16 protein-coding genes are annotated in these 17,916 nt (G+C 68.7%); 7 read left to right on the forward strand and 9 right to left on the reverse strand.

Going from position 1 to position 17,916, the window contains the following annotated elements; translation table 11 throughout:
* Positions 1 to 19: 19 nt before the first annotated feature.
* From VGI12_09670 to VGI12_09680, 3 genes are read left to right on the forward strand one after another with little or no spacing between them, the layout of a single operon-like run.
* Positions 20 to 934 (forward strand): LptF/LptG family permease, encoded by a 915-nt coding sequence (locus tag VGI12_09670; protein ID HEY2432926.1) that lies wholly within the window; start codon positions 20 to 22, stop codon positions 932 to 934.
* On the forward strand, positions 925 to 1,059 hold the full coding sequence (locus VGI12_09675) for a hypothetical protein (protein ID HEY2432927.1): 135 nt from the start codon (positions 925 to 927) through the stop codon (positions 1,057 to 1,059). Before VGI12_09670 ends, VGI12_09675 begins: the two co-directional genes overlap by 10 nt.
* Positions 1,060 to 1,103: 44 nt before the next feature.
* Complete coding sequence (locus tag VGI12_09680; GenBank protein ID HEY2432928.1) at positions 1,104 to 1,685, forward strand: DinB family protein; 582 nt, start codon at positions 1,104 to 1,106, stop codon at positions 1,683 to 1,685.
* 59 nt (positions 1,686 to 1,744) lie between these two features.
* Here VGI12_09680 and VGI12_09685 read toward each other — a convergent pair whose 3' ends face one another.
* Both VGI12_09685 and VGI12_09690 read right to left on the reverse strand, forming a co-directional pair.
* Positions 1,745 to 2,017, reverse strand: coding sequence for a hypothetical protein (locus tag VGI12_09685; GenBank protein HEY2432929.1), 273 nt, complete (start codon positions 2,015 to 2,017; stop codon positions 1,745 to 1,747).
* A gap of 66 nt (positions 2,018 to 2,083) precedes the next feature.
* Positions 2,084 to 2,587, reverse strand: a complete 504-nt coding sequence (locus tag VGI12_09690) for a hypothetical protein (protein HEY2432930.1) — start codon at positions 2,585 to 2,587, stop codon at positions 2,084 to 2,086.
* Positions 2,588 to 2,611: 24 nt separating this feature from the next.
* Between VGI12_09690 and VGI12_09695 the strand changes: the two genes are divergently transcribed.
* The 4 genes from VGI12_09695 to VGI12_09710 all read left to right on the forward strand — a co-directional run bounded on the left by VGI12_09695 (position 2,612) and on the right by VGI12_09710 (position 9,160).
* Positions 2,612 to 5,086 carry a PEGA domain-containing protein gene (locus VGI12_09695; GenBank protein ID HEY2432931.1) on the forward strand — a complete coding sequence of 825 codons (2,475 nt, stop codon included), beginning with the start codon at positions 2,612 to 2,614 and terminating at the stop codon, positions 5,084 to 5,086.
* A gap of 25 nt (positions 5,087 to 5,111) precedes the next feature.
* Entirely contained in the window at positions 5,112 to 6,518 is a 1,407-nt protein-coding gene (locus VGI12_09700) for a PHP domain-containing protein (protein HEY2432932.1), read from the forward strand.
* A 109-nt stretch (positions 6,519 to 6,627) separates the two neighbouring features.
* Positions 6,628 to 7,275, forward strand: coding sequence for an outer membrane lipoprotein chaperone LolA (gene lolA, locus VGI12_09705; protein HEY2432933.1), 648 nt, complete (start codon positions 6,628 to 6,630; stop codon positions 7,273 to 7,275).
* The gene (locus tag VGI12_09710) at positions 7,250 to 9,160 is read left to right on the forward strand and encodes a secretin N-terminal domain-containing protein (protein ID HEY2432934.1); all 1,911 of its coding nucleotides are present in this window, start codon (positions 7,250 to 7,252) and stop codon (positions 9,158 to 9,160) included. Before lolA ends, VGI12_09710 begins: the two co-directional genes overlap by 26 nt.
* A gap of 84 nt (positions 9,161 to 9,244) precedes the next feature.
* On the opposite strand, the gene murA is transcribed toward VGI12_09710, so the two are convergent.
* The 7 genes from murA to VGI12_09745 are packed head-to-tail and all read right to left on the reverse strand — an operon-like array spanning position 9,245 to position 17,845.
* Positions 9,245 to 10,504: a UDP-N-acetylglucosamine 1-carboxyvinyltransferase gene (gene murA / locus VGI12_09715; GenBank protein HEY2432935.1), complete on the reverse strand. Its 1,260-nt coding sequence runs from the start codon at positions 10,502 to 10,504 to the stop codon at positions 9,245 to 9,247.
* Positions 10,505 to 10,562: 58 nt separating this feature from the next.
* Complete coding sequence (gene murB / locus VGI12_09720) at positions 10,563 to 11,501, reverse strand: UDP-N-acetylmuramate dehydrogenase (protein HEY2432936.1); 939 nt, start codon at positions 11,499 to 11,501, stop codon at positions 10,563 to 10,565.
* A 24-nt stretch (positions 11,502 to 11,525) separates the two neighbouring features.
* Complete coding sequence (locus VGI12_09725; protein HEY2432937.1) at positions 11,526 to 13,922, reverse strand: ABC transporter permease; 2,397 nt, start codon at positions 13,920 to 13,922, stop codon at positions 11,526 to 11,528.
* Positions 13,919 to 14,845 (reverse strand): biotin-dependent carboxyltransferase family protein, encoded by a 927-nt coding sequence (locus VGI12_09730; protein ID HEY2432938.1) that lies wholly within the window; start codon positions 14,843 to 14,845, stop codon positions 13,919 to 13,921. Before VGI12_09730 ends, VGI12_09725 begins: the two co-directional genes overlap by 4 nt.
* Positions 14,842 to 15,528, reverse strand: coding sequence for a 5-oxoprolinase subunit PxpB (gene pxpB, locus VGI12_09735; GenBank protein HEY2432939.1), 687 nt, complete (start codon positions 15,526 to 15,528; stop codon positions 14,842 to 14,844). Before pxpB ends, VGI12_09730 begins: the two co-directional genes overlap by 4 nt.
* Positions 15,525 to 16,922, reverse strand: a complete 1,398-nt coding sequence (mpl, locus tag VGI12_09740) for a UDP-N-acetylmuramate:L-alanyl-gamma-D-glutamyl-meso-diaminopimelate ligase (GenBank protein ID HEY2432940.1) — start codon at positions 16,920 to 16,922, stop codon at positions 15,525 to 15,527. The genes pxpB and mpl overlap by 4 nt, the downstream gene beginning before the upstream one ends.
* A complete protein-coding gene (locus VGI12_09745; protein ID HEY2432941.1) occupies positions 16,919 to 17,845 on the reverse strand; it encodes an LD-carboxypeptidase in 927 nt (308 codons plus the stop codon). Before VGI12_09745 ends, mpl begins: the two co-directional genes overlap by 4 nt.
* Positions 17,846 to 17,916: the final 71 nt, after the last annotated feature.

Consider the following 17,916-nt stretch of genomic DNA (forward strand, 5'->3'; position numbering starts at 1 on the left):
CATCTGCCCTGACGAGACGATGGCGCGCATCGTCGATCCTGTACTGGCGGACATGCGGTTTGAAGGCGGCCCCGCGTGGCGCGGCTATCTCGTGCTGGCGCGCGCGCTCACTGTGCACACGATCGTCTCCATACCCGCTGCCCTCGTCCGCGTCTGTGCCGACGACGACGGGGCGATCCCGCGGGCGGCGGCGATTTCGCTGGGCGGAGCGCTCGTCACTGCACTCCCGTTCGTGCTGGTCCCATTGCTCGGAGCGCTGCGTAGCGGATTGCTTGGCCCGCTCTGGGGGCTGCGGCTGAAGACCGCGCACACGCCCGCGATGTTTTTGTTGCTCGTGCCCCAGGCGATGGCGCTGACGCTGCCAGCGGCGATCCTGCTGGCCTTCCCCGTCGCTCTCCGAGGACTGACGGTGACCCGACGCATTCGGCGCCGCGCGATAGCACTCGTCTTCCTATTCGCAGCGCTGACCGGTTTCGTCATCGACCGCGTCGTACCGCGCACCAACCAGGCGTTCCGGGTACTTGTGAGCGGCCGGCCGCTGCCGCCGGGCCCGAACGAGACGGCGTTTGCCGGACTTCGTCGGGAGCTCGCCACGCTGAAGACGTTTCACGGCGGCGAGACAATCCGGCGCGGCGTCGAATATACCCTGCACCAGCGCCTCGCCCTGAGCTGCGCGCCGCTGCCGCTCGGACTGCTCGCGCTCGCGTTGACCACGACGCGCGTCGGCCGCCGATGGCCGTGGGTCGCTGCATGTACGGGGCTCGCCGGCTATCTCTTCATCCTCTTCCCTCTTGATAGTGTCGCGCAGGTGTTATTGAGGCAAACGACTGCTCCGCCTGCGTTGCTCGCGTGGAGCCCGACGATTGTCATCGCACTGCTCGCGCTCGCGATCCAGCGACGCGCATCGGTACAGTCGCTTGCCGCATGCAGTTAGTCGTCGGCTTCATCGGCCTTGTCGCGATGCTCGGCGCCGCACTTAGCATCTGCTACGTCATCTCGTACGCCGTGCTCTTCCTCGTCGGCAAGGCACTCCCATTGGCCGGCCGGCGGCGGCGCTGAGCGCGAGGCAACGATCGATCGTTCACACGATGGAGCCGCTCACCATGTCGAGAATCCTTCGACTCCTGTCCGTACTTCTCGTGACCGTCCCGGCGATGGTGTCCGCGCAGACCACTGGGGCCGGATACGCGGACGCGCTCAGTCCCTCGCTGGCGAGCGTCGCTCAGAAAATGCACGCGACGATCCGCCGTGATCTCGCGGAGGCCGCCGCGAGCATGCCGGCCAACGAGTATTCGTTCCGGCCGACGCCCGACGTGCGCACGTTCGCGCAGGTCATCGGCCACGTCATCAACGCCGAGTGGTTCTTCTGCGCGCAGGCACGAGGAGCGTCTTCGCCCAACACGATCAGCTTCGAGCAGGGGACCGACAAAGCGACGTTGGTGAAAGCCTTGGACGACGCGCTGGCGTACTGCGACCGCGCCTACGAGGAAACGACGGACGCAAACTTCAACGATCCGGTCCAGATGCAGGCAGGCGTGGGAATGGGTCCGGCCCGAACCGTCCGCGGCGCGATTCTCATCTTCAACACCACGCACGACAACGAGCACTACGGGAATATCGTCGTCTACATGCGCTTGAAGGGACACGTGCCGCCGTCGACCGCCCGCACGCAATCGCCCAAGTGAGGCGGGCGCGCCTCGCACCCCACACCCCGCGTCTCGCCCTCGCCCCTCGGCCCTCAGCGCTACTCCTCGACGCCGGCGTTCCCCAAGTCGACTGACGCGGCGGCCGTCTTCCCGCGTCGCTTGAGCATCCCCTCCACGAGGCCGCGGAGCGCCTGAGCGGCGACCGCGTTGGCCAGCGACAGCCGCTGCAGGTCATCGAGATCCGCGTCGGCGACATCTGCGTGCGACGCCGGCGCGTCGATCCGTGCGGCCACCTCGCCCAACGCCGCCGCGGCGGTGTGGGCGCCGCGCAGGGAGGCTCGCAAGGCGTCGATTTCCGTCAGATCCGCCATGGCTGGTGACTGTACTGCAGTTACAGCTTCTGAACAGTTGCCGCCAGAATTGTGATCGGATAGTGTTCAGCCACAAGACATCCCCGCCGTAACTGCAACACCGGCAAGCCTTATCGGCGCCGACACACAAATCGCACGATGGTGCGCGGGTTGCAATCCTGGTGGGCTCCGTTGCACATGTCCGCGCCCGACACCGCCTCGTCCGAGTCTTCGTCCGGCTATGAAGACGGTCTCGGCCGGCGTGTGCTCGTGTTCGATCGCGAGAGCGGCGAGGTACGCGAACGGCTGCGCCTGCGGCCCGAACTGAGAGTCTTTGCCAGGCCGCTGCAGGAGCGGCTGCCGATCGTCGCCGGCCTCGAAGACGAGCGCTTCGCCCGGCCGCGCAGCATCGAAATGGAGTCGGATGGCCGACTGGCGGTCGTCTCCGGCTACGGTCCGGGACGCCGGCTGTCGGACCTGCTCGACGCGGCGGCCGACCAGGGGATCGTCGCGGGCCTCGACGCCGGCCTCGGCCTGCTGCTCGAACTGCTGCCGGCGCTCTCCCGCCTCCACGACGCCGGCATCACCCATGGCGCGATCGCGCCTGGGCGAATCATGGTCACGGCGGCTGGGCAAATCGTCCTGCTCGACGCCATTTTCGCGGAAGCCCTCGAGCGGCTGCAGCTGACGCGGCGCCGGCTGTGGACCGAGCTGCGCCTCGCGTTTCCGGACGGGCCAGGCGCGCCGTCCTTCGACAAGGGCGCGGATCTCACGCAGGTGGCGCTCGCCGCGGCGACGCTGATTGTCGGGCGACTGCTGCGCGACGACGAGTGGCCAGACGGACTGGCGGCGCTGCAGCAGGAGATCGTCGAGATCGCCAGCATCCGGGCGTCGAAGGGTTTCGCCGACGGCATCGACGCGTTCTTTTCAGCCGCGCTGCCGCTGCCCGCTCGAAAGACATCGCTGACGTCCGCCGACGAGGCGGCCATCGATCTGCGCAAGCTGCTGCGGAAGGAAGTCGGGATTGCGACGTGCCGCACGGCGCTGGTCGAATTCGTACAGCAGGTCGAGACCATCGACAAGGGGCGGCCCGCGGCGAATGAACCCGACGCCGCACACGAGCCGGAACACCGCCGCGGGCGCGGTGCCGACCGCGCCGCTCGCGACGAAGCCGAGCGCAAAGCTCGCGAAGAAGCCGAACTCAAGGCCCGCGAAGAAGCCGAACGCCAAGCCCGCGAACAAGCGGAGCGCCAAGCCCGCGAAGAGGCCGAGCGCCAAGCCCGGGAAGCCGCCGAGCTCAAGGTCCGCGAAGAAGCGGAGCACAAAGCGCGCGAAGAAGCCGAACTCAAGGCCCGCGAAGAGGCCGAACTCAAGGCCCGCCAAGCAGCCGAGCTCAAGGCCCGCGAAGAGGCCGAGCGCAAGGCTCGCGAAGAAGCCGAACTCAAGGCCCGCCAAGCAGCCGAGCTCAAAGCCCGCGAAGAGGCCGAGCGCAAGGCCCGTGAAGAGGCCGAACTCAAGGCCCGCCAAGCAGCCGAGCTCAAAGCCCGCGAAGCAGCCGAACTCAAAGCCCGCCAAGCAGCCGAGCTCAAAGCTCGCGAAGAGGCCGAGCGCAAAGCCCGCCAAGCAGCCGAGCTCAAAGCCCGTGAAGAGGCCGAGCGCAAGGCCCGCGAAGAGGCCGAGCGCAAGGCTCGCAAAGAGGCCGAGCGCAAAACCCGCGAAGAGGCCGAGCGCAAAGCCCGCGAAGAGGCCGAGCGCAAAGCCCGCGAGGAAGCCGAACGCAAAGCCCGCGAGGAAGCCGAACGCAAAGCCCGCGAGGAAGCCGAACGCAAAGCCCGCGAAGAGGCCGAGCGCAAAGCCCGCGAAGAGGCCGAGCGCAAAACCCGTGAAGAGGCCGAGCGCAAGTCGCAGGCCGAGGCAGCGCTGGCCTCAGCCCTTCCGCCTGCCGACCAGGCAAAGGGGGCCTGGCTGGTAGCGCCCCACAACGCCACTGCGTTCAATCCGGCTGTCGAACCGACCGGGACGCCGGCGGCCGATCGCGCCTACCCGATCTACCAGCCGCCAGCCGAGACGCAGTCGTGGACGCCGGAGGCCGAGCCGCCTCCTGCGATCGAAATCGGATCCGGCCCCACACCCAACGCGTTCACGCCGCCGCTGGCCGCCGCCGGCATTCGCCTGAAGCACGAGAAGGGCGCGGCGTCCGCCTTCGCCTCACGCGCGGACAGCCGGCACGAGCCGACCGAGGACATGACGGCGGCCGATGCCTACAACCCGTTCAGCATCCCGGAGGAGCCGCAAGTCATTCCGTGGAAGCTGATCGCGGCCGGCGTAGTCCTGATCGCCGCCACGTTCGCGTTGACACGCGGATATATGCCGTCCGACATCCCGGCGCCGTCGCTCGTCGCGCTCCAGAAGCCCCTCGAAATCATCAAGAAACCGCCGCCTCCCGCGGCCCACGCCGGCAGCGGCTCCGACACCCATCTCGCGATCTCCAGCGAGCCGGTCGGGGCCCGCATCCTGCTCGACGGCAAGTTCGTCGGTGCCACGCCGATGACCATCGACGAGATCTCGGCGGGACGCCACGTGGTGACGCTGCAGGGCAGCGGCGGCGCGATCAAGAGAACGGTGCGCATCGAACCCGGCAAGACGACGACGCTCGACGTGCCGGTGTTCTCGGGGTTCGCGCTGATCGTGGCGCCGTTCGTGGTCGAGGTCGCCGAAGGCGGCCGGTCGCTCGGCACCAGCGAAGAGCAGATCATGCTCGGCCCAGGCCATCACGATCTGCACCTCGAGAACAAGGACCTGAACTACTCCGGCACCCACGGCGTCGACGTGGAGCCGGGAGAGACCACGCGGATTACCGTCGATCCGAAGGGGCGCGCCAACATCAACGCGATTCCGTGGGCCGAGGTCTACATCGACGGCGAGTCGGCCGGCCAGACGCCGCTCGCCAACGTGCCGATCCGCCTCGGCGTGCGCGAAATCGTCTTCAAGAACCCGCAGTTTCCTGAGCGCAAGGTCGTCGTCACGATCAAGTCTGGCGATGCACCGACCACCACCGTCGTCGACTTCACGAAGGACAAAGTACAATAGACGTTCCGGTTGGTTCCGCGAACGTGTGAGCCCCCTGCCGTTTCTGCTCCGTCGTCTCAAGGAACTGCGTCTCATCGAGGAGGCGCAGACCCAGGCGCTCGTCCGCGATGGCATCGTCACGCTGCCCGATCTCGAGATGGCGATCGCCGAGGATCGTCCGGCAGCTGCATCGGCGTCGCTGCGGCGCATCGCCGTCCCCTTTCGCGAAGAGCTCCGCACCTTTTCGCTGGGCCGCGCCCTCGACATTCTTGACCCGCTCCTGGCAGCCATCGCGGCGGCGTACCCCGATGTGCGCGGGCTCGAACCCACCGGCGCCGTGCGGCGGGCCGAGCCGCTGATCACCACGCTCACGGTCGTCGGGTGCACATCGCAGCCGTCGGACGCCGTCGATGCCGTCGCGGGGCTGCCGATCCTGAGCGGCGTGATTTATCGCGCCAGCCGCCGGCTGCTGGTGCTGTTCGAGAGGCACGAAGTCGACATTCGTTTCACCACGGCCGACGACTACGGAACGCTCCTCTTCACGACGACCGGTCCTCCCTCCCACGTCGCCGCCGTGCAGAAGCGCCGCGGGATGCGGCTGAGCGCCTCCGAAACCGAGGTCTACACGCACGCCGGCCTCGCCTACCTGCCGCCGCAGGTCCGCGACAGCGCCGACGCGATCGAGGCGGCGGCGACTCGGCAGATCCCGCGGCTCGTCCAGCGCGAGGACATCCGCGGCGATCTGCATATGCACACGAGCTACAGCGACGGACGCGACTCGCTGCGGCGAATGGTGATGGAGGCCCACGCGCTCGGCTATGAGTACATCGCGATCACCGATCATTCCGAGCACGCCGGCGCCTCACGGACGGTGACTCCGTCCGACCTGGCGCGTCAGCTCGACGAAATCGACGCGCTCCGAGACGACGCGTACGGTCTGACGATCCTGCAGGGGCTCGAGGTCGACATCCTGCCCGATGGTGAACTCGACTGCCCCGACGCGGTGCTGGCGCGCCTCGACATCGTGCTGGCCTCGCTGCACGACGCCGCCGGCCACGGGCGCCAGCGGCTCACCGAGCGGTGTCTCGCGGCCATCCGGCATCCGCTCGTCTCGGTCATCACGCATCCCGGCAATCAGCTCGTCGGCCACCGCCCGCCCTACGACATGGACTACGACGCCATCTACGCGGCCGCCGCCGAGACCGGCACGGCGCTCGAGATCGACGGAGCGCCGTCCCATCTCGACCTCGACGGGGCGCGGGCGCGCGAGGCGGTCCGCGCCGGAGTGACGCTGGTCGTCGACAGCGACTGTCACCGGGCCCACGCGCTCGACCGCCAGATGTGGATGGGTGTCGGGACCGCCCGCCGGGGATGGGTCGAATCGAGGCATGTCCTGAATACGCGGCCGGTCGACGAGGTCGTCGCCTTCGTCGCGCGCAAGCGCGGCCGGTGACGGGCCGGGCAATTCCGTGCAATAACCCCCCGTCCGCCGCCGCAGCCGAGAGCAAAGCGCCTGGCGCGCCATAGCCGAAGGGGAAGGCGGGTGCTACACTCGAACGTGCTTGCTGCTTCTTGCTTTGCTGACGTTTCTCTTAGCGGCCGGTCCGGCCCGGCAGGCGCGTCCCGACGCAACGGACACCGCGCGCGCCCTGCAGCAGAAGTATGACCGTGTCCGCGACTTCACCGCGGATTTCACGCACACCTACGAAGGCGGCGTACTCAAGAAGAAGTCGGTCGAACAGGGGACGGTGACGATCAAAAAGCCCGGTCGAATGCGGTGGGACTACACGTCGCCCGACAAGAAGCTGTTCGTCTCAGACGGCCGCAAGATCTATTCGTACATTCCCGCCGACAAGCAGGTGATCGTCGGAGACATGCCGTCGGATGACACGGCGACGACCGCGGTGCTGTTCCTGGCGGGCAAGGGCAACCTGACTCGCGATTTCGACGTCACCTATGCGCCGTCGGATGCGTCCGACAGCTGGGCGCTCCGGCTCGACCCCCGGCGCCCGCAGCGCGACTACGATTGGCTGGTCGTCGTCGTCGATCGGCAGACGCTGCAGATCCGGTCGCTGACCGCAGCCGACAAGCAGGGCGGCCGGTCCACGTTCGCGTTCACCAACTACCACGAGAACACCGGCGTGGCCGACACGGCGTTCGCGTTCAAGATTCCGAAGGGTGTCGATGTCATCACGGCAGGCGACCGCTGAACTGTGTCGGACGCTGATCCTGCTGCTGCCACTGGCGGCGGGATGTGCCTCAGCCAATAATCTGCACCTCGGGCGCCAGGCCGAGCAGACGCAGGACTACGACCGCGCGGTCGTCGAGTACACCAAGGCGGTGCGGGCGAGCCCGGACAACGGCGAAGCGCGCGCCTCGCTCGAACGGGTAAAGCAGCGGGCCGCCCAGGAGCACGCCAACCGCGCCCGACGGCTGGCTGGCCTCGAGCGCTGGGAGGAGGCGGTGGTGGAGTATCAGCTCGCCGCCGAGCTCAACCCGACCGATTCGCGCGTCGACGATGCGCTGCGCGACGCGCGGCAGAAGCTGCGCGCCAAAGTCAGCGTGACGCGCGGCGGCAAGACCGAACTCGAGAACCTGATCGATCGCACCCGTGACCTGCCGGCGCCCGGCCTCGACCTGCCGCAGGACGTCAAGCTCCCAGGATCGCTCGTGTTCGGCAACGGCGCGACGGCGCGCGCGGTGTTCCTGGCCGTCGGCCGCTTCGCCAACATGAGCGTCATCTTCGACCCGACGTTCCGCGATCAGCCGCTCAGCATCGATCTGCGCAACTCGACGCTCTCCGACGCGCTCGGCTCGCTGACCACCAGCACGCACACCTTCTACCGCGTCACCGCGCAGCGCACCGTCACCATCATCCCCGACACGCCGGCCAAGCGGCGCGAGTACGAGGAGTCGGTGATCCGCACGATCTACCTGAGCAACGCCGACGTCAAGGAGGCGATCGATCTGCTGCGTGTCGTCGTCGACATCCGCCAGATCTCGCCGGTCAGCGGCACCAACTCGATTTCCATCAAGGACACGCCCGAGCGGGTCGCCGCGGCCGTCAAGCTGATCGAGGCGATCGACAAGGCGCGGCCGGAGGTCATCATCGACGTCGAGCTGCTCGAAGTCGATCGGACGAAGCTCAAGGAGTACGGACTCCAGGTCGCGTCGCCAGGATCCGACGGCATCAGCGGATCCGCCGACATCAACCGCACGGGTTTCACTCTGGCGGACCTGCAGAACCTGACCGCCGCCGACGTGTTCCTGTCGGGCATTCCCGGCCTCTACTACCGCCTGCTCAAGAACGACACCAATACGCGCGCGCTGGCCAACCCCCAGCTCCGAGCCATCGAGGGAGTCGCGGCCACGGCGCGGTTCGGCGATCGCGTGCCGGTGCCGATCACGACGTTCGCGCCAATCGCCGCCGGCGGCGTCAACACCCAGCCGATCGTGTCGTACGCCTACGAGAACATCGGCGTCAACATCGACATCACCCCGCGTATGCACCATGACGACGAGGTATCGCTGGCGCTGAAGGTGTCGGTCTCGAACATCTCCGGCACCGGCTACGCGGGACTCCCGACGTTCGGCAACCGCGAGATCTCGACGACGATCCGGCTGAAGGACGGAGAAACCAACATGCTGGCGGGGCTGATCCGGGACGACGAGCGAACGGTGCTCGCCGGCGTGCCCGGGTTGTCGGACCTGCCGCTCATCGGGCATCTCTTCGCCAACAACCACAAGGAAGCGCAGCAGACCGACATCATCCTGACGCTGACCCCTCACATCGTCCGGGTCCTGGACCTCTCGGAGACGGATCTGCGCCCGTTCCGCCTCGGGCACGAGTCGCAGATGACGGCGGGCGACGCGGTCGGCGGCGGCGCGCCGCGCGACGACCTGGAGGTGCAGTCCCCGGCAATCCCCGGCCCGCGGACACCTCTACCGGCCGCGGCACCGCCCCCTGCGCCGCCCGAGACGGCTCCGGCCCAGCCACCGTTCCCACAGCCACTGCAGGGGCCGCTCCCCGGTATTCCGCAACCGGTGTCGACCCCCCCCGCGCCCAAAAAGCCGGGAGGCGGAAGCTCGTATTAATCGGCAGCGGGCCGGGCCAGTTCGCGCTCAGCATTCCAACGGTCGATCTCGCCTGCGCGAGGCCAGTTGCTGACTGGCTGACTGCTAACCGCCCACTCTCTCCACTTGCGCCCCGAGGCTCCGCAGTCGCTCAATCAACGAGGCGTATCCCCGTTCAACCGTCTCGAGCGGCGTGATCTGGCTCTCTCCTTCGGCGGCGAGCGCCGCGGCGATGAGCGCCATTCCCGATCGCAGGTCGCGGCTGTCGAGCGCGCGCCCGCGGAGCTTCGCCGGCCCGCTCACGATGATGCGGTGGGGATCGCACAGGAAAAGGTCGGCGCGCATCGCGCTCATCTGCTCGAGCGCGAACAGGCGCAGTTCGTACAGCCAGTCGTGCACGAGCGTTCGGCCCTCCGCCTGGGTCGCCAGCACCGTCACCAGGCTGACGAGGTCGCTCGGAAACCCCGGCCACACGCCGGTCGTGATGCGGCGAACCGCGACGAGCGACGACGGCGCGACCCGCAGGGTGTCGTCTCGATACGAGCAGTCGAGGCCCATCCGCAGCAGCGGCGCCGAGATGACTTCGAGATCCTGCGAGCGCGCCCCGGTGACCTCGATGTGGCCGTTGGTGATCGCGGCGACGACGCCCCAGCTTCCCGCTTCGATATAGTCGCCCCACAGCCGCTGTGAGGCGCCGCGCAGGCGCGCCGGCGGCTCGACGCGGATGGTTGACGTCCCTCCCCCTTCGATCCCGGCACCCATCGCCGCGAGGAACCGGCACAACTCGACGACGTGCGGCTCCATGGCGGCATGCCGGATCTCTGAGGGGCCTTTCGCGGCGACCGCGGCCAGGAGCGCCGTCTCTGTGCCGGTCACCGACGCTTCGTCGAGATAAAAAGACGCTCCGGTCAGGCCATCGGGGCACTCGATCGCGTGGCCCGGCTCATCGAGCGGGCGGGCGCCCAGCGCGATCAGCGCGGCGAGGTGGGTGGAGATCGTCCGGCGCGTCGGAAAATCGCCGCCCGGAGGGGCGAGCCGCGCCGCCCCGCGCCGCGCGAGTAGCGGCCCGAGGAGGAGCACCGAGCCGCGCAGCCGCCCGACCAGCGTAGGGTCGGGCCGGTCGCCGGTCACCTGCGCGCAAGTGATTCGCAGCGTGTTGGTGCCGCGTCCCTCGACCTGCGCGCCGAGCGACGCCATGAGGTCGAGCAGGACATCGACATCACGAATGCGCGGCACGTTCGAGAGCTCGCACGTCTGCTCGGTCAGCATGCAGGCGGCGATCAGCGGCAGCGCCGAGTTCTTGTTGCCTTCGACCGCGACACGTCCCGACAACGCCCGCCCGCCGATGACTTTCAGACTAGCCATTCACCACCCTCCGCCCCAGCGCCAAGCTCAACTCCTCGACCTCCACGCTCCACCCTCCTCAGAATTCTCCCAGATAAACGATCTCGTCTCTGAGTTCGACACCGAATCTCGCGCGAACGCCGTCGCGACAGCGCTCGATGAGCCGCCGGATCGCGGCGGCGGTCGCGTTCCCTTCGTTGACGATGAAATTGGCATGCGTCTGCGAGACCTGCGCCCCATCGTGGCGAGCCCCCTTCAGTCCCGCCCGATCGACGAGCGCTCCGGCTGACGGCGGCACGCCGTCCGGCACGCAGTCCACGGCGGGATCCGGGTTCTGGAAAATGCACCCTGCGCTCGCCGCCTCGAGCGGCTGCGTTCGCTTGCGATAGGCAAGCGATTCCCGCGCCACCAGCCGTAGCGCGGCGGGATCGCCAGCGCCCACGCGGAAATCGGCGGATAGCACGACCTCGCGGGTCCGCTGCAGCCGGCTGCGGTCGTAGCCGAATTCCATCGCCGCAGTCGACAGCCGAATCACCTGGCCCTCGGCCGCGAGCAGCTCGACGCCGTCGACAAGATCGCCGATGAGGCGCCCCCTGAAGTGTGCGTTGCCGTAGATCGCGCCCCCGACCGTGCCCGGCGTGCCGGCCCAGGCTTCCAGTCCGGCCACGCCCCGGTTGATCGTCCATCGCACGAGCCCGTTGATCGTCAGCCCGGCATCCGCGCGGACCAGCCCGTCACCGATCGTGTTGGCTTCCCCGCCGTGCACACGAATGACGAGGCCGCGGACCCCGGCATCGGCGATGAGCACGTTCGAGCCACCGCCGAGGATCGTGAACGGCGCGCCGGCGGCTCTCGCCGCCTCGATTCCAGCACGCACCTCACGCGCATCGCGCGCCAGCAGCAGCCAGTCGGCTGGACCGCCGACTTTGAACGTGGAGAACGGCGCCAGCGGTGCGTTCTGCCGCAGGCGTTCGGCCGGCACCCCGGCGATCGCCGGCGGGCGGCCATCGAAGCTCACGGCGTCAATCGTGTCACAGGCACGCTAGTCCGCGCGCAGGGCCTGCGTCGGCTCAGTCGCCATCGCCCGCCGAGCCGGCAGGTAACAGGCGAGCGCTGCGACTGCAGCGAGCACCGCTGTCACGGCGACGAACGTCAGCGGATCGGCCGCGCCGATGCCGTAGAGCCAGCTGCGGATGGCCCGCGCCGCAACGAACGAACCCGCCAGGCCGAGCGCGATCCCGACCGCCGTCAGGCGCAGCCCGTCGCGCATGACCAGCCGCAGAATCGACGCCGGTGTCGCGCCGAGCGCGATACGGACGCCGATCTCGCGGGTCCGGCGGCTGACGACGTAGGACATTACGCCGTAGAGACCGCCGACGGCCAGGGCCAGCGCCACCGCGGCAAAGACGCCGAGGCCGACCATCTCGAAGCGGTCCATCGAGAACGACGTCGAGATCAGCGAGTTCATCGCACGCACCCGCATCGCCGGCAGCGCCGGATCGACGGCCGCCAGTTCGTGTTCGATCGTGGCGGCGGCAGCCGGTGCGGCCAGCGGCGTTCGAACCACCAGCGACATGGCCGACCACGGCAGCTGTCGATACGGCACGTAGAACTCGGGCGCGAGCGGTTCGCGAAGACTGCCATGCTTGACGTTGCCGACGATGCCGACGATCTCCGTCCAACGCGTCCCGCCGCCGATGCGGAAGCGCTTTCCGATCGGATCGGCGTTCGGCCAGTACTTGCGCGCCATGATCTCGTTGATCACCGCGACCAGCGGCGCCTCGGCGGTATCGCGTTCGTTGAAGCCACGTCCGCTACGGAGCGGCTGGCCCAGGACGTCGAAATACGACGGACTGACGACGCGAAAGCCGGCAACAGGGGTGTCGCTGCCGGCCGGCGTCTCCAGATCAAAGCTGCGGGTGCTGTTGCCGCTGACGAACGGCAGGCGGCCGGCCAGTGCCGCCGACGACACGCCTGGCGCCGACCCGACCCGTTCGAGCAGCCGGTCGAAGAATTGCGCCTGCCGCGCCGGCGTACCGTAGCGCTCGGCCGGGAGGGCGATGCGTGTCGTGACGAGGCCCGCCGACGTGAACCCGGGGTCGACGTGACGAAGCGACACGAAACTACGCAGCAACAGCCCGGCACCGACGAGCAGAACCACGGAGGCGGCGCATTCGGCGACGATCAACGCCTGGCGGACGCGTTCGCCCGAGCCGCCGGTCGTGCGGCCGACCGAGCGCAGCGTCGACGCAACCGCTCCGCGCGCAGCCTGGAGGGCCGGCACGCACCCGAAGATCGTCCCCGTCACGACCGAGACGCCAAGCGCGAACAGCACGACCGTCCTGTTCATCGCGGTGTTCACCCCCTGCACGTCTTCGGGCGACATCGCGAGCAGCACCGGCAGGATCCACCAGGCGGTCAACACGCCGAGCCCGCCTCCCAGCACGGCCAGCACCACGCTCTCGGTCAGCAGCTGACGCGCGATCCGGCCGCGTCCGGCGCCGAGCGCCGTCCGGATGCCGATTTCCTGCGCGCGTCCGCTCGCCCTCGCGAGCATCAGATTCGCGATGTTCGCACACGCAATCAGCAGCACGAGACCGGCGACGGCAAGCAGCACCATCAAGGCCGGCGTGATGTCGCCGACCAGCCATTCGCGGAGCGGCACCAGCACGAGGTCGACGTCGTCCTGCGTCACGTCGTTCGGGTATTGCTGCAGGAGACGCGTGAAGATCGCCCGCTGTTCGCGCTGCGCCGCGCCCAGCGTGACGCCGGGTTTGAGTCGGCCGTAGGCGCCAAGATAGTGGCCGCCGCGGTTCTGTGTCTGATCGACGGTCGGCGCCAGCGGGTACTCGGGAACCACGTGCCGCGGTGCAACCCAGAGCTCGGCGGCGCCCGGCGGAAACAGAAACGCCGCCGGCATCACGCCGACGACCACGTGCGCCGCGCCGTTCAGCACGATCGAGCGGCCAACGATACCCGCGTCGGCGCCGAACCGCCGGCGCCAGGTCGCGTTGGACAAGACGACCGGCCGCTGCCCGCTGTCGTCGTCGGCGGGCACGAGCGTCCGCCCGAGCGCCGGCGCCACGCCCATCACGTCGAAGAAGCTGCCGGTGACGATCGCGCCGGTCAGCCGCTCCGGTCGATCGCCGCCACTGAGATCGAAGTCCGCTTCGCGGAGCGTCGCGAGCGCAGTGAAGCTCGCCGCCTGGTTACGCCAGTCGAGAAACGTCCCCGGCGCGAGGTCGGCGGCCGTGACGATGCGATCCGCCGACGGATACGGCAGCGGCTTCAGGAGAGCGGCGTCGACCACCGCGAACACCGCCGTGTTGGCACCGACGCCGAGCGCCACGGTCAGCAGGACGACCGCAGTGAAGGCCGGAGACCTGCGCAGCACCCGGAGGGCATAGCCCAGATCCTGTCCGAGCGATTCGATCGTCATGCGCCGAGCGTATCGCGAAACCACTTCTCCCTGGCGCGAAGCGCCGCGATTGCCTCGTCTCTGCTACATGGGACGAACTGGAGCCAGTCGCCAGGCGCGAGCTGGCCGGCGATCGGCAAATCGGCACTGATGACGTTGGCGATGGTCGGATAGCCGCCCGTGGTCGCGCACTCGGCCATGAGCAGAATCGGCTGCCCCGACGGGGGTACCTGAATCGCGCCGACCGGCATCCCCTCTGAGAGGATTTCGCCGGCGCCGGCGTGCACCAATGGCGGCCCCTTGAGCCGGTAGCCCATGCGGTTGGACTGCGGCGTCACGGTGAACCGAGACTGGATCAGCAGATCCCAGGCGGCGCCGACGAAGCGATCGCGATGCACGGCAGGAAGGATCCGAATCACATTGCTGAAGGAAGCGCACGAAGGAGGCGAAGGACGCGAAGGTGGCGAAGGACGCGAGGGAGCGGCGACCGGGAGGATGTCGTCGGCCTTCAGCGCGCGGCCTCCGAAAGGGCCCATGCCGCTGGCCAGGTGAGTGGCGCGGCTGCCGAGAGTCAGGGGGACGTCGAAGCCACCGCGGACGGCCAGGGTCATGCGCGCGCCGCGGCGGCGGGCACCGAAGCGGATGCGCGAGCCTTGCGGCACGTCGAACGGGCGGTTTCTTTCGACCGGCACACCATCGACGGTCACGTCGATGTCGGCCCCCGCGACCGCGCACGTCACGCTGCCGCCGGCGACGAGTTCCGGACCGAGCAGCGTAATCTCCAGCGCTGCCGCCATCGGATCGTTGCCGAGAACGGCATTGGCGAGACGGTGTGAGCAGACGTCCATCGGCCCCGACACCGGCACGCCGACGTTCTGGTAGCCGCGGCGTCCAAGGTCCTGGACGCTCGTCAGCATCCCGGGCTTGATCACCGTGAGGTTCACGCATCTCCCCACTGGCTGGCGGCGCGGTACTCCTCGGCGGAAAGCCGGTGGAAGCGGACGCGGTCGCCGGCATGCAGGAGAAACGGCGCCGGCCGCGACGGATCGTAGGGACGAATCGGGCAGCGGCCGATCAGATGCCATCCGCCAGGCGTCGGCGCCGGATAGATGCCCGTTTGCCCCGCCGCAATCGCCACCGAACCCGCAGGAACCTTCAGGCGCGGCGATGCGCGGCGCGGCGCGGCAATGCGGGGATCGACGCGCGCCATGTACGCGAACCCGGGCACGAACCCGACGACGAACACGCGGTACTCCCGCGCCAGGTGCAGCGCGATCACCTCCTCCACCGACGCACCGGCGAATGCCGCGACGTCTGCCAGGTCCGGCCCGTAGGGATCGTCGTAGCAGACCGGCACGTCGATCTGCCGGCTGGCGGTTGCGCCCTGGGTTCCAGGATCGGCGGCGATCCGTTCGAGCGCCGCCGGCACAGCGCCGGCGCCATCGGCGAGCGGATCCACGTAGACCATCACCGAGCGGTAGCCGACGACAACGTCGGTGACAGGCAGCGGCGCGTGCTCGATCGCCCGCGCGATCGCGATCGCCCGGCCGTTGACCTCTGGATCGATCCGCTCGGGCAACTCGACGAGCCACGCGGCATCGCCGGCCGGGAGGACGCGCGTCGTCATCCGCGCGCGGCCAGCGCCGCGAGCAACTTCCCGTGGATGCCCTCGAAGCCGCCGTTCGACATTACGATGACGAGATCGCCGTCGGCGGCCTCATCCGCGACGACGCCGACGATGTCGTCCACGTTCGGAATGTAGCGCGCAGACTTCCCTGCCGCATTGAGATCGGCCACCACCTGCTCGGCCGAGAGACGCTGATCCTCAGGCAGTGTCGAACGGAACACGGCCGGAAGCAGCACGCGATCGGCGGCCCCGAATGCTCGGGCGAAATCGGCCTGGAAGATGCGCCGGCACGAAGTGGCCGAACGCGGCTCGAAAATCGCCCAGATGCGGCGATCGGGATAGGCGGCGCGCACGCCGGCCAGCGTCTCCGCGATGGCGGTGGGATGGTGAGCAAAGTCGTCGTAGACCGCCACGCCCGAGGCCACGCCGCGCAGCTGCATCCGGCGGCGGACGCCCTTGAACGCGCGCAATCCCGCTCCGAGCGTCTCGAGGTCGATCCCGACCGCAGCGCCAGCCGCGATCGCCGCGACGGCGTTGCGCACGTTGTGCATGCCGAGCAGCGGCACTTCGAAGCGACCGACCGCCGCACCGTTCCGCCGCAGTCCGAACGTGGTGTTGCCCGTGCCGGCGTGCAGGTCGTGCGCCTGCCAGTCGAGGCCGTCCGAGACGCCGAAGGTTTCGACGCGGCAGCGCGCGCCGGCGGCCAGCGCCCGGGCTTCCGGATCATCGCCGCCGAGCAGCAGCAGCCCCCGTCTCGGCACGAGGTTCACCAGGCGCCGGAACGCGATCCGAATCGCCTCGAGATCAGGATAGATGTCGGCATGGTCGTACTCGATGTTATTGACGACGGCGATGTCGGGGAGGTACTTGAGGAATTTCGCCGTCTTGTCGAAGAAGGCGCTGTCGTATTCATCCCCTTCGATGACGAAGTCACGGCCGCCCCCGACACGATAGCTGCCGCCGAAGTTCTCGGCGATGCCGCCGACGAGGACGCTGGGATCGGCGCCGCCATGGGTCAGCAGCCAGCCCGCGAGCGACGTCGTCGTCGTCTTGCCATGGGTGCCGGCAATCACGATCGAGCGCGCCCCCCAGAGAAAGTGATCGCGGACGGCCTCGGGCAGCGAACAGAAGCGGATTTTTCGGTCGAGCACCTCCTCGAGCTCCGGGTTGCCGCGGGAAATCGCGTTGCCGACGACGACGAGATCGAGATCGCCGGTGATGTGCTCGGGCTTGAAACCCTGCAGCGTGGTGATCTGCTGCTCCGCGAGGAATTCGCTCATCGGCGGATAGACGTTCTGATCGCTGCCGCGCACTTCGTAGCCGCGCGATTTCAGCATCGCCGCCAGCGTCGCCATCGCGGTCCCGCAGACGCCAATCAGATGCACCTTTGTCATGACACCGCTGCCTCTTCGATGATCAATGCCGGGCCGCCGCTGGTCACCACGTGTGCGCGGACCCCAAGCGGGAGTGTCAGGCAGGCGCCATTCGTGTGCCCCGACGGCAGGCCGAACAGCACCGGCCCGGGGAAGCCGTCCAGCAGGTCGCCGAGAATATCGCGGATCACGAGGCCGCCCGGCTGCGGCTCGTCGCAGCGCGGCAACTCACCGAAGACGATGGCCGACGCGCGCCCCAGCACGCCGGCGAATCGCAGCTGCGTCAGCATCCGGTCGATTCGATACGGCCGCTCGGCGACCTCGTCGATGAAAAGGATGTGCCCGGCAGGCGGATCGAACGCATAGGGAGTGCCGAGCGACGCCGCGAGCTGCGTGAGCGTGCCGCCGACCAGGATACCGGCTGCCTCGCCGGCACGGATGGTCTCGACGGCGGAATGGGCGATGCGGCCGGGCGGTTCGGCGCGGGTCAGGACGCGGGCGAAGGTGTCGGGATCGTAGCCGGCGGGTCCCCTGGCCAGCCGGCCCTCGATCATTGGACCGTGAAACGATACGAGGCCGCAATGGCCGGTCAGCCACGTCAGCAGCGACGTATTGTCGCTATAGCCGATGAACGCCTTCGGCGTGCGGCGGAGATCGTCGATCGGCAGCCTGGGCAGCAGCTCTACGCTGCCGTAACCACCGCGAACGGCCAGCAGCGCGCGGATAGCCGGATCGCGCCACGCGTCCACGAAGGCGCGCGTGCGCAAGGCTGCGTCACCCGCGGTGTAGCGGGAGCGTGCGAAGACGCGCTCGTCGTAGACCGGCTCGTAGCCCAGCCGCCGCAGCTCGGCAACGCCCGCATCGAATTCCTCGCGCGAGAACGGGCTGGCCGGCGCGACGAGCGCGATCCGATCGCCTGGACGAAGCGCCGGCGGCTTCAGCATCGCTGGATCACTCGGCCTTCGTCATACGCCATGCGTCGTTCGCCATTCGTCGTTCGTCGTTCGTCGTTCGA

It is taken from the genome of Vicinamibacterales bacterium (genome assembly GCA_036496585.1).
Lineage (GTDB): Bacteria > Acidobacteriota > Vicinamibacteria > Vicinamibacterales > 2-12-FULL-66-21 > JAICSD01.